Origin of the sequence: Catellatospora sp. KI3, from assembly GCF_029948125.1 — a bacterium.
In the GTDB taxonomy this organism is placed as follows: Bacteria; Actinomycetota; Actinomycetes; order Mycobacteriales; family Micromonosporaceae; genus Catellatospora.
On record NZ_JASAMB010000038.1, the window covers coordinates 1 to 11,673 of the forward strand.

An 11,673-nucleotide genomic window follows, 5' to 3' on the forward strand; every position below is an offset into this window, starting at 1 on the left:
GTCGTGTCCTGATCGAGGCACAACCCTGAAGCCCGGCCGGGACCGATCCCCGGCCGGGCTTCTCCGTCCCCGCCGGCTCGCGCCTCCGCCGGCTCGCGCCCCGGTCGTTCGTGCAGTTTCGGGGAAACTGCACGAATCTTGGCCGTCATTAGTGCAGTTTCCCCGAAACTGCACTCTGATCAGGACGGTCGCCCGGCGGTGAGTATGGTCTCAGCGTGACCGACCCCTCCCCGGAACCGCGCCGAGCCGACTGGTTCGAGCTCTTCTTCGACCTCGTCTTCGTCGTGACCGTCGCGGTGCTGGCCCACGGACTGCACGGCGACCCCGGGTGGCGGGACTTCGGCACCTTCCTGGTCCTGCTCTTCCCGGCGTGGTGGGCCTGGGTCAACCTGACCCTCTCGGTCAACCTGTTCGGCTCGGACACCGGCTGGAATCGGACGGTGCTGGTCGCGGCCATGCCCGGCCTGGGTCTCATGGCCGCCGCTGCGCCGGAGGGACTGGACGGGCGGGCGTGGGTCTTCGCGCTGGGTGCGGCCTGGGTGCGCGTGGCCGTGTTCGCGCTGTGGTGGCCGCAGGTCGGCCGGTCCCGCTGGGAGTTCCCGGCCTGGCGTCCGATCGTGTACTGCCTGGTCCCCGCCTCGATCTGGGCGGTGTCGGCGTTCGTGGACGGTCCCGCGCGGTTCGCGCTGTGGGGCCTGGCCATCGTGCTGGAAGTCGCGCTGCTGGCGTTCGGCACCGCCCAGTCGCGGGTGATGTACCGCCTGCTGTCGGTCGAGCATCTGGTGGAGCGGATCGGCCTGTTCATCGTGATCGTCTTCGGGGAGAGCGTCTTCGCCATCGTCACCGGCCTGTCCGAGCACTTCACCGGCCTGTCCGCGATTGCCGCCCTCGCCGCGTTCGTGGTGGTGGCGGTGCTGGCGATCACCTTCTTCCGGTGGAGCACGCCCAGTGCCGAGCGGGGCTTCGTCCGGGCGCAGGCGCTCGGCGCCCGAGCCAACATGCGCGAGGCTGTGCTGTACCTGCCGTTCCTGCTGGTCAGCGCGGTAACCGCGCTCGCGGCGGCGCTCGGCACCGCCGTGGCCGAACCCGGACACCACCTGCCGCTGGGCAGCGTGGTCGGGCTGGTGGCCGGGATCGGGGGTTATCACGCGGTCAGCGGGCTCATCGCGCAGCGGCTCGGTGAAAGCTGGCGGTCGGTGCTGCGCTGGGTCCTGCCGAGCATCGTGCTGCCGGTCGCGGTGGTGACTCCGGCGGCGTTGCTGCTGCCGGGCTGGACGGCGACGCTGGTCGCCGCAGCGGTGGTGCTGGCGCTGTTCACGGCCTCGAAACTGACCGAGCAGCGGGCAGCCCGGGCCGCTTGAGCGCTCAACAGCCGGGATAACCGAGCCGGGTGAGCACGGTGTGCACGTCCACGAGGTCGGCGGACGGGTTGAGTGCCGCGACGATCCCGTCGTCGAGCGGCAGCAGCGCCAGCACATGTTCGACCGCGCCACGGTCGGGGAAGGCCTCGTACACGGTTTCGGCCAGTTCGAGGTACCAGTCGACGGGGTGGTCGCAGACCGGGTCCAGCAGCCACGAACCGTCCGTGCCCTCCTCGTAACCCTCAGGAATGGAGAGGTCGATGCCTCGGCCCGCCGACCAGCGGTCCGCGCCGTCGAGGCGCCACAGCACGAACGTCGCCTCGAAGGACATCGTCCCGGAGTGGAACCGGGGTTCGAGCAGGTACGGCACGAACGCCTTGGGCAGCCCGGCGAGCAGACCGGGCCATAGCGTCTGGTGGTAGTCGGCCATCATCGACTCGTGGTAGACGCCGCGGATGAACACGCCTGCGGCGGAGAACACGATGTCGTACTCGTCGCCGCAGCCGTTGTCCATCCGTGCGGTTGTCTCACCGTCGGCCTCGGCGAAGGTGAAGCGGTCGCCGTCGGTCACGATGGCGTCCAGCGCCGCCAGCGCCAGGCAGCGGCGGCGCAGCACGTCGACCGGAGGAAGCGCCGCCGCGATGTCGTACACGTCCATCGCGGCAGCGTAGGTGATCGCGGCCGGGTCAGGACACCAGCATGTTGCCCATCATGGCCATGTCCTCGTGCTCGAGGTTGTGGCAGTGGAAGACGTACCGGCCGGGGTAGCCGTCGAACCGGGCCGCGATCTCGACCAGCTCCGCCGGGCGCAGGTCGACGGTGTCCTTCCAGCCCAGGTCGTACCTGCCGGGGCCGCCGTTGCCGCGCCGCAGCACCTGGAACGGGGCCAGGTGCAGGTGCACCGGGTGGTGCAGGTCGGACACCAGCTGCCACACCTCGACCGTGCCGAGCTTCGGCGCCGCGTGCACCGCGTCCGGGCTGAACCCCAGCCCGTTGATCTTCCACCCGGCGACGTGGTCGCCGACGCTGTTGACGACGTTGCCCGCCCCGAACCGCATGGTCCGGGTCACCACCGCGTCCGCCGCCCGCAGCGGCGCGATCTCGCTCAGGACGTCCGGGACCGACGTGGGGTCGTCCACCCGCGCCCCGATCCGGAACCGCATGACCTGCTCGGTACGGCCGCCGCCGAACTCGTTGACCAGCTCCACCAGCGTGCCGGCCGGATACCGCGCGAAGTCGACGACCACGTCGAAGCGCTGCCCGGGAGCCAGCTCGACCGCGTCGTGGGCCACGGGCTCGGCGAGCAGGCCCTGGTCGGTGCCGATCTGTACGAAGGCGTCGCCGCCGGGCGGGGCCGGCTGCAGGGCCAGCCGGAAGCGGCGCGCGTTGGCGCCGTTGAGCAGCCGCAGCCGGTGCCGTGCGCCGGCCACCTCGGCCTGCGGCCAGGGCGCCCCGTTCACCAGGACCACGTCGCCGAGCACCCCGGCGACGTGGTCGCCGGTGACGCCGGGCGTGGTCAACAGGGTCGGATCGAGACTGGGGTAGGCGAGCGAACCGTCGGCGGCGAAGGCCCGGTCGGCGAGCAGCAGCGGCAGGTCGCGCGCGCCGGTGGGCAGCGGCAGGCGCTGCTCCTCGTCGTCGGTGTGCAGGTGGAATCCGGCCAGTCCGCGCCAGACCGCCGGGCCGGTGAAGTCCATCCGGTGGTCGTGGTACCACAGCGTCGCGGCCCGCTGGTCCATCGGGTAGATGTAGTCGCGGGCGCCGTGGCGGACGTCCCCGGCGTGGTCGCCGTGCGGATGGGGCAGGCTGCCGTCGGCGGGCATGACCAGGTCGATCGGGTAGCCGTCGTGCTGGGCCGGGGTGCGGCCGCCGTGCAGGTGGACGACGGTGGGCACGGGCAGTTCGTTGCGGTGGCGCACCACGGTCGTGCGGCCGCGCCGGGACCGGATCGTCGGCCCGGGGAAGGTGCCCTGGTAGGTCCAGACCGGGGTGTCGAGGCCGGGCAGGATCCGTACGCGGGCGGCTCGCTGGGTGATCTCGTAGTAGTCGGTGGTCGCGTCGCTGCGGGTCGGCGCGAGCGCCGTCGGCAGCGGCAATGCCACCGTGTACGGCTCGGGCAGCGCCGCCGCACTGGTCAGCTGCACCCCGGTGGAGCTGGCGCCGCCGATGCCGGACAGCCACGGCACGCCCACGGCGGCGGCCGCGCCGGTGGCGCCGATCGCCCCGAGCACGCGGCGCCGGGTGACCGCGCCGCTCATGCCGCGGCCTCGGCCGCCGCTGCGGTCCGGGCGACCGTGGCGGGGCGGTAGCGCCAGCTCCAGCCGGTCAGGAACCCGGCGAGCATGATCACCGAAACCCCGAGCGGGATGTGTACGGCCAGCAGCCGGGCGTACCCCATGCCGATCTGGAATCCGGTGAGGAGGAACAGGCCGAAGGCGGCGGGCATCGGCCACCAGGGTCCGCGCCCGGGCCAGCGCAGCAGGACCGCGGCGACGGCGGCGAGCAGCACGGTGAATCCGGCCAGGGGTGCGTTGGCGGCGTGCGCGGCCAGCGAGGCGTAGACGCCGGACAGGAACTGGCCCGCGAGCACGGCCTGTAGCAGCAGCAGAATGGCGGCGAGGGTGATGAGCAGCCGGAACGGCCAGACGACCCAGCGTGGGGGCACCAGAAGGCTCCTGGGGTGAGGGGTGCGGCTCCCCTAGGGGTTAATCCCTTAGGAGATAATCTCAAATGAAACTGTTCGGCCACGACTATAGTTGGCCTCCGTGACCACGCCCATCGGGGATCCCACCGATTACGTCGTCGGCCTGCTGCTGCGCCGCGCGCACCGGCGGGCCTCGCGCGTGTTCGGGCAGGCGCTGCTGCCGCTGGGCATCGAACCGCCGCACTTCGGCGTGCTGCACACCCTGGCCCGGCTCGGCCCGCTGAGCCAGCGTGGCCTCATCGACCAGCTCGGCAGCGACAAGTCGGCCATGGTCCGCACCGTCGACGACCTGGAGCGACTCGGCTACGCGCAGCGCCGCCCCGCGCAGGGCGACCGGCGCGCGTACGCGGTCGAACTCACCCCGGCCGGGCGCCAGGCCCTCGCCGACGGAGTCGCCGCCGCCCAGGAGGCCGCGGAGGAGTTCCTGGGCGACCTCGACCAGGACGAACGCGCCACCCTCAAGTCCCTCCTGACCCGCCTCCTCCCCACCCCGTCCCCCTGACCCACCCCGCGTCGGGCCCCGCGCCCCGCACCCCGCACCCCGCGCGCCGGGCTGCAGTTTCGGGGAAACTGCGCGAAAGCGGTCCAAGATTCCGACACTTTCCCCGAAACTGCGCCGCCCAAGCGGTGCGGCGCGGCGGTGGGTGGGGGCGGGTCATCCCCGAGGTGTACGGCGGCGTCAATCCATCGGTAGATGTGCGTCCACCACTGGCGTTCGTAGGGTGGCCGGGACGAGGGGAAAGCGGCGGCGGGCGGAGGGTCCCTTTCGCGCCTGCCGCCGCGAGGTCCGGAGCGGCACCGCTCACCGCGTCCCGTCGCGCCTGCTCCGCCGTACTCCATGGGGCAGCCCGCCGCTCATCGCCTGATCCGGCGGTGGGTCGGCGGCGCTGGAGACGGCGGGGCGGGCCGACCCGGTCCGCGCCGCGCCGGGCTGCGGCGCGGGCCGGTACCGCTGCGGCAGACCGAGAGGATGTGGCGACGAATGACCGATGGCCTGATGCTGCCCGACGGGGCAGGCCGGCTCATTCCCAGCGCGGGTATGACCCTGAAGGTCGGCGCCGAGCGGACCGCCCGCTGGTCCATGTTCGAGGCGGTGGTCCAGCCCGGCTTCGACGTCGGGGCGCACCTGCACCACGCGGCGGAGGAGCTGTTCTACGTGCTGGAGGGCGAGCTCGACCTGCTCGCCTTCCAGCCCGCGGCGCCGCCGGGGGAGCGCGGCGGCGACTGGCGCACCTGGGCGGCCGAGGACGGCACGACGGTGCTGCGGGGCGGCGCGGGCAGCAGCATGTTCGTGCCCGCCGGCTGCCCGCACGCCTTCGCCAATCCGACCGAGAGCCCCGCGAAGCTGCTGTTCATCGTCACTCCGGCCGGGCACGAGGAGTATCTGCGCGGCATCGGGGAGATCGTCGGCCGGGGCGGGGTGCCGGATCAGGAGGCGATCCGGGAGTGGCGTCGCCGCAACGACATCGAGCAGCTCACACCGCTGACGCAGCGGGCGGTCGGGCCGCGGGGGTGATCGGTGTTCGTGCGGGCACCGGTCGGTCCGTGCCGCTTCCCGCTGCCGGGCTGCGGTTCGGGCTGACCGGGTGCCCGCACGCCCCCGATCGGCGCACCGCTCGATGGGAGCGGTGACGGCCGGGTCCATCCTGTCAGGTCGGCGCGGTGAGCACCATGGTTCCCGAGGACGGTTGTCCACTACAACCAGCGGTGTAGGCCGACTACAACCAGCGCGGTAGGCGACGCGTTCACGAGCGGCCGCTGCCGGGCGTGACCAGGCCCGTCTCGTACGCCACGACCACCGCCTGGGCGCGGCTGGACAGCGCGAGCTTCGACATCAGCCGGTTCAGGTGGGTCTTCACCGTCGCCTCGCTGAGGAACAGCTCCCCGGCGATCTCCGCGTTGGACAGTCCGCGCGCCACCAGCCGCAGCACGTCCAGCTCCCGCCCTGTCAGTACGGCCAGGTCGGGCGCGAGCGTGCCGGGAGCCGTGGCGGTGACGTGCGCCTCGACCAGCCGCCGTACGACCGAGGGGGTGAACAGCATGTCGCCGCCGGCGATCGCGGTGATCGCCGCGAACAGCCGCTCCGGGCTGGTGTCCTTGAGCAGGAACCCGCTGGCCCCTGCCTTCAGCGCGGCGTACACGTACTCGTCGAGGTCGAAGGTGGTGAGGATGAGCACCTTGGGCGGATCGCCCTCGGCCTCTCGCAGGATCTGCTCGGTGGCGGCGATTCCGCTCAGGCCCGGCATCCGGATGTCCATCAGGATCACCTCCGGCCGCACCCGCGCGGCCAGCGCGACGGCCTCCTCGCCGCTGGCCGCCTCGCCGACGGCGGACAGCCCGGGCGTCGCCTTGATCATGGCGACCAGTCCGGCCCGGATCAGCACCTGGTCGTCGACGACCAGCACGTCAATCATCACTACGCTCCTGCAACGGCAAGGACAGGGACACCAGGAAACCGCCTTCGGGGCGCGGACCGGTCGACAGCACGCCCCCGTAGATCCGCGCCCGCTCGCGCATGCCGATCAGACCGTGCTGCACCGTATCCGGTTCGGACGGCACCGGCGGCCGGCGGCCCTCGTCGGCGACCAGCACCTCCAGCCGCTGCGGGGACCAGCGCAGGGTCACCGTCGCCTCGGGCGGGTCGGCATGCTTGAGCACGTTGGTCAGCGACTCCTGGATCACCCGGTACACGCACAGGCCCAGACCCGGCGGCAGCGGCAGCTCCTCGCCCGCCACCACCAGCTCCACCGCCGCCCCGGCCGCCCGCACCCGCTCCAGCAGCTGCGGCAGCCGGTCCAGGGCGGGCGCGGCGTCGAACGGCGTGTCCTGGGTCGACACCCGCAGCACCGCGAGCATCCGGCGCATCTCGCTCAGCGCCTCGTGGGCGGTGTCCGCGATGACCGCCAGCGCCCGGTGGGTCGTGTCGGGGTCGGTGCCGAGCACGTACCGGCCCAGTCCGGCCTGTACCGAGATCACCGACATGTGGTGCGCGACGACGTCGTGCAGCTCGCGGGCGATGCGGCCCTGCTCGTTGGAGACCGCCTGGTGGGCGCGTTCCTGCTGTTCGCGGCGCAGCCGCGCGGTCAGCTCGGCGAGCTGCTGCCCCCGCTCGGCCAGGCGGTTGGTGTTGTCGCCGAACATCCAGCCCACCAGCAGCATGAACAGCGCGATCAGCGCGCCGAGCACCCGTCCGTCGGCGTAGACCCGGTGCTGGGCCCAGAGCAGGAGGAGCATCGACAGCACGGCGGCGGCGACGGACTGGCGGCGCGAGCGTTGTTCGGCGACCGTGAAGACGGCCAGGGCCAGGGTGAACGTGACCGCGGAATGGTAGTAGCCGAGGGTCAGGTAGACGGCGGAGACGACGTAGCTGACCGCCAGCATGGCGATCGGGGCGTAGGCGCGCAGATAGAGCGGGGCTACGAACGCGCAGATCAGCACGATGCCGCGAGTGTCGAGAGGCTCCCAGTCGCCGTCGTTGTGAATCCAGTTCCTGGCCACCCACAACGCGGCCACCAGCAGCCACGACACCAGGATGACATCGCCTATCCGCCGCCAACGCACCCGCAGAAAGTAGCCGGGTGAGATCCCGCTGTCATCAACCTGTGGTGGTGATCCGCTACCGCGGAAATTCGAGCCGGCGGGCCGGATCCGCCCCAGTCGGCCGCGCGGCCGACCGGGGCGGCGGTTCAGCCGCGGTTCCAGCGCAGCGACAGCCCGACCGCGGCGAAGGCCAGCAGTGCGGCGGCCAGTACGAACCACACGGTCAGCTCCACGTCGCGGCGCTGGGCGACGATCGTGCTCGGCAGGTCGCCCAGCACCTTGCCGAGCTGCTCGGCGTCCTCGGCCCGGAAGTACTCGCCGCCGGTGCTGTCGGCCACGGCGGTCAGCGTCTCCTCGTCGATGAGCTGGGCGCGGCGGCCGCCCCCGCCGCCGAAGCGGCCGTCCGGCGGGCGGATGATGGTGCCCTGGTCGATCTGGTCGACGCTGCACACGATCGGCGCCGGATCGGTGGTGCCGAACCCGATCGTGTAGATCCGGATGCGGCGGGCCTTGGCCTGCTCGGCGGCGATCTCCGGGGTGACGCCCTGGGTGTTGGCGCCGTCGGTGAGCACCACGATGGTGTCCGGCGCGTACTGGCCGGCGACGTCACCCGGGTCGGGCAGTTCGACGCCGGTCGGCAGCACGTCCGGGTTGGACTCGGCGATGGCGTCGATGGCGGTGAGGATCGCCTGCCCGATGGCGGTGCCCCGGGCCGTACGCAGGGTGTCGATCGCGTCGAGCAGCACCTGCTTGTCGGTGGTCGGCTCGACCAGCAGGCCGGAGATGCCGGAGAAGGCGACCAGCCCGATGCGGGTGCCGTCGTCCTGGGCCAGCACGAACTCCCGGGCCGCCGCGCGGGCGGCGACCATGCGGTTGGGCGGCACGTCGGTGGAGCACATCGACTGCGACACGTCGATGGCCAGCACGATCGAGGTGGAGCTGGTCGGCACCAGCATCGAGGCGTGCGGGCGGGCCACGCCCACGCCGAGCGCCGCCAGGGCGGCCAGGAACAGCCAGACCGGGATGCGGCGCCGCCACGCCGACGGGCCGGGCACGGCGGCCCGGATGAGCGCCAGGCTCGACACCCGTACGGCCGACCGCCTGCGCCGCCGCTGCAGCAGCCACCGGGCGAGCAGCAGCAGCGGGACGGCCAGCAGCGCGGCCAGGGCCCAGGGCCAGGTGAGCGCCATCAGACGATCCTTCCGTGCCAGCGGATCATCAGCAGTGCCCCGGCCAGGAGCAGCAGCAGCGCCGCCCCGGCGAGCAGGGCGGTGAGCTCCACCTGTTCGGGGCGGGTCGACACGCGCAGGTCGATCGAGTCGGACAGGTCGTGCAGCGCGGCGCTGTCGGCGGCTGGGTGGTACGCGGCGCCCGTGATCGCGGCGATGCCGGTCAGCGTCTGCTCGTCCAGGGCGGTGGCGACCTGGTAGCCGTCGACCTCGATCGTGGTGCCCTCGGCGGTGCCGATGCCGACGGTCTCGATGTGCACCCCGGCGTCGGCGGCCAGCTGCGCGGCGGTCGCGACGTCGGTGCCCGGCCCGGGGGTGTCCTGGCCGTCGGAGAACAGCACGATCGTGGCCGAGCCCCAGTACCCCAGGTCAGGGGCTGGTGCCTGGTCGGTGGGCAGGGTGACCTGCCGACCGACGACGACGCCGAGCGCGGTCAGGATCGCCTGCGTCAGCGAGGTGCCGCCGCTGGTGGTGAGCCTGGAGATGGCGTACTCGGCGGCGTCGTGGCGGTCGCTGGGCGGCAGCGTGATCAGGCCGCTCTGGCCGAAGATGACCACGCCCACGTCGACGGTGTCCGGCTGCGCCCGCACGAACTCGGTGGCGGCGGCCTGGGCCGCGGCCAGCCGCGACGGGGCGACGTCGGTGGCGGCCATGCTGTTGGACACGTCGAAGACGAGCACCACCGTGCTGGACAGGTGCGGGATGGGCAGCTCGGCCTGCGGCCGGGCCAGCGCGAACAGCAGCAGCGGCAGCGCGGCCAGGAACAGCGCGTACGGCGTGTGCCGGCGCAGGGCGGCGCGGCGGCCGGTGCCGGGCAGGCCGAAGCCGGTGGCCCGGACGCGCCGGGCTCGGCGCCGCTGGACGCGGACGTAGGCCGCCACGGCCGCCACGCTCACCAGCGCGGCGGCGACGGCGATCAGCGGGTGCATGACGGTCATCGGTGCCGCCGATCCGACCGCCGCACCATGCCGATCAGGGCGGTGACCAGGTCCTCATCGGTGCCGACCCGGTGCGCGGTGACCGCGCCGCGCCGCAGCGAGGCGTCCAGGTCGGACTCGCGCGCCTGGGCCTGCTCGGCGAAGCGCTGCCGCAGCAGCGGGTCGCCGGTGTCCAGCAGCAGCTGCTCGCCGGTCTCGGCGTCCTCCACCAGCACCAGCCCCAGGTCGGGCAGCTCCAGCTCGGCCGGGTCGACGATGCGCACCGCCACCACCTCGTGCCGGTGCGCGAGCATCGCCAGGGCCCGGTCCCAGCCCGCGTCGCCGATGAAGTCGGACAGGACGATGACCAGGCTGCGGCGCCGCGCGGTCGTCGCGGCCAGCCGCAGCATCGCGGCCAGGTCGGTGGTGGCGCCGGCGGAGTCGACCGGGTGCGGCGCGGCGCGGTCGAGTTCGTGCGCCAGCCGCAGCGCCTGGGTACGGCCCGTACGCGGCGGGATGATCCGGTGCGCGGAGTTGTCGAACAGCACCGCCCCGACCGGGTTGCCCTGGCCGGTGAACAGCCGGGCCAGGCACACCGCCAGGTCGCGCAGCGCGGTGTCCTTGCCGTGCTCGGCCGCGCCGACGCGCATCGAGGCCGACCGGTCCAGCACCAGCCAGGCGGTCAGCTCCCGGTCCTCGGTGTAGCGGCGCACGTACGGCTCGTCCAGCCGCGCGGTCACGTTCCAGTCGATGTGCCGTACGTCGTCCTCGGGCGTGTACTCGCGCAGGTCGGCCACGTCGATGCCGACCCCGCGCCACAGCGTGCGGTGCGCGCCCTGCACCCGCCCGTCCAGGCGCCGCAGCACCTGCCACTCCAGCCGCCGCAGCAGCCGATCGGAGGCCAGCGTCATCAGCGCCCCTGCAGGGCCGGCACCGGCACCGGCAGGGCGGCCAGGATCCGGTCCAGCAGCCAGTCCGGGCTCACCTCGTCGGCCAGCGCCTCGTAGGACAGGATCAGCCGGTGCCGGAGCACGTCCGGGGCCAGGTCGACCAGGTCCTGGGCCAGGGCGTAGTCGCGGCCCCGGATGAACGCCAGCGCGCGGGCGGCCAGCACCAGGTTGATCGAGGCGCGCGGGCTGGCCCCGAAGGTCACGTAGCGGGCCAGGTCGCCGAGGCCGACCAGGGCGGGTTCGCGGGTGGCGTTGGCCAGGCGCACCGCGTACTCGATGAGCGACGGGTCGACGTAGACCCGGTCGGCCTGCTGCTGGAGGGCGACCAGCTGCGCCGGGTCGGTGATGGCCTGGATCGCGGCGGTGGCGCCCAGGGCGCGCTCGACGATGACGAACTCCTCGGTCGGGTTCGGATACCCGACGATGATCTTCATCATGAAGCGGTCGACCTGCGCCTCGGGCAGCGGGTACGTGCCGTCGGACTCGATCGGGTTCTGCGTGGCCAGCACCAGGAACGGCGCGGGCACCCGGTGCGTCTCGCGGCCGATGGTGACCTGGTGCTCCTGCATCACCTCCAGCAGCGCGCTCTGCACCTTCGCCGGAGCCCGGTTGATCTCGTCGGCCAGCAGCAGGTTGGTGAAGACCGGCCCGAGCGACACCTGGAACTCGCCGCTGTGCTGGTGGTAGATCCGGGTGCCGACGATGTCGGCCGGGACCAGGTCAGGGGTGAACTGCACCCGCTGGAACTGCCCGCCGACCGCCTCGGCCAGCGACTTCACCGCCAGCGTCTTGGCCAGGCCGGGCACACCCTCGACCAGGATGTGCCCGCGCGACAGCAGCGCGACCAGCAGCCGCTCCAGCAGCAGGTCCTGCCCGACGATGACCTTCTTGACCTCGTAGAGCACCTGCTCGACGGTGGTCGGGCCGGGGGCGGCAGCGTTCATGGTGGTTCCGTCCTCATCGGTGGGTTCG

The 11,673-nt window shown here is 72.8% G+C and carries 12 protein-coding genes; 3 read left to right on the forward strand and 9 right to left on the reverse strand.

The annotated features are described in order from the left end of the window. The first annotated feature begins 215 nt into the window (after nt 1–215). Nucleotides 216–1,361, forward strand: a complete 1,146-nt coding sequence (locus QEZ54_RS34275) for a low temperature requirement protein A (protein WP_281308936.1) — start codon at nt 216–218, stop codon at nt 1,359–1,361. Between the two features lie 4 nt (nt 1,362–1,365). On the opposite strand, the gene QEZ54_RS34280 is transcribed toward QEZ54_RS34275, so the two are convergent. From QEZ54_RS34280 to QEZ54_RS34290, 3 genes are read right to left on the reverse strand one after another with little or no spacing between them, the layout of a single operon-like run. After that, the gene (locus tag QEZ54_RS34280) at nt 1,366–2,019 is read right to left on the reverse strand and encodes a hypothetical protein (RefSeq protein WP_281308937.1); all 654 of its coding nucleotides are present in this window, start codon (nt 2,017–2,019) and stop codon (nt 1,366–1,368) included. A gap of 28 nt (nt 2,020–2,047) precedes the next feature. Then, nucleotides 2,048–3,619, reverse strand: a complete 1,572-nt coding sequence (locus QEZ54_RS34285; protein ID WP_281308938.1) for a multicopper oxidase family protein — start codon at nt 3,617–3,619, stop codon at nt 2,048–2,050. Beyond that, nucleotides 3,616–4,026 carry a hypothetical protein gene (locus QEZ54_RS34290; RefSeq protein ID WP_281308939.1) on the reverse strand — a complete coding sequence of 137 codons (411 nt, stop codon included), beginning with the start codon at nt 4,024–4,026 and terminating at the stop codon, nt 3,616–3,618. Before QEZ54_RS34290 ends, QEZ54_RS34285 begins: the two co-directional genes overlap by 4 nt. Nucleotides 4,027–4,126: 100 nt before the next feature. Between QEZ54_RS34290 and QEZ54_RS34295 the strand changes: the two genes are divergently transcribed. Both QEZ54_RS34295 and QEZ54_RS34300 read left to right on the forward strand, forming a co-directional pair. Next, nucleotides 4,127–4,567, forward strand: coding sequence for a MarR family transcriptional regulator (locus tag QEZ54_RS34295; RefSeq protein ID WP_281308940.1), 441 nt, complete (start codon nt 4,127–4,129; stop codon nt 4,565–4,567). A gap of 480 nt (nt 4,568–5,047) precedes the next feature. Further along, nucleotides 5,048–5,581 carry a cupin domain-containing protein gene (locus tag QEZ54_RS34300; protein ID WP_281308941.1) on the forward strand — a complete coding sequence of 178 codons (534 nt, stop codon included), beginning with the start codon at nt 5,048–5,050 and terminating at the stop codon, nt 5,579–5,581. 229 nt (nt 5,582–5,810) lie between these two features. On the opposite strand, the gene QEZ54_RS34305 is transcribed toward QEZ54_RS34300, so the two are convergent. The 6 genes from QEZ54_RS34305 to QEZ54_RS34330 form a co-directional block, all read right to left on the reverse strand. Continuing rightward, nucleotides 5,811–6,479, reverse strand: a complete 669-nt coding sequence (locus QEZ54_RS34305; protein WP_281308942.1) for a response regulator transcription factor — start codon at nt 6,477–6,479, stop codon at nt 5,811–5,813. Continuing rightward, nucleotides 6,472–7,626: a sensor histidine kinase gene (locus QEZ54_RS34310; RefSeq protein WP_281308943.1), complete on the reverse strand. Its 1,155-nt coding sequence runs from the start codon at nt 7,624–7,626 to the stop codon at nt 6,472–6,474. Before QEZ54_RS34310 ends, QEZ54_RS34305 begins: the two co-directional genes overlap by 8 nt. A 125-nt stretch (nt 7,627–7,751) precedes the next feature. Next, a complete protein-coding gene (locus QEZ54_RS34315; protein WP_281308944.1) occupies nt 7,752–8,795 on the reverse strand; it encodes a VWA domain-containing protein in 1,044 nt (347 codons plus the stop codon). Next, nucleotides 8,795–9,772, reverse strand: a complete 978-nt coding sequence (locus QEZ54_RS34320) for a VWA domain-containing protein (RefSeq protein WP_281308945.1) — start codon at nt 9,770–9,772, stop codon at nt 8,795–8,797. Before QEZ54_RS34320 ends, QEZ54_RS34315 begins: the two co-directional genes overlap by 1 nt. After that, nucleotides 9,769–10,662 carry a DUF58 domain-containing protein gene (locus QEZ54_RS34325; RefSeq protein ID WP_281308946.1) on the reverse strand — a complete coding sequence of 298 codons (894 nt, stop codon included), beginning with the start codon at nt 10,660–10,662 and terminating at the stop codon, nt 9,769–9,771. The genes QEZ54_RS34320 and QEZ54_RS34325 overlap by 4 nt, the downstream gene beginning before the upstream one ends. Continuing rightward, nucleotides 10,662–11,645, reverse strand: coding sequence for a MoxR family ATPase (locus QEZ54_RS34330; RefSeq protein WP_281308947.1), 984 nt, complete (start codon nt 11,643–11,645; stop codon nt 10,662–10,664). The genes QEZ54_RS34325 and QEZ54_RS34330 overlap by 1 nt, the downstream gene beginning before the upstream one ends. Nucleotides 11,646–11,673 lie beyond the last annotated feature (28 nt).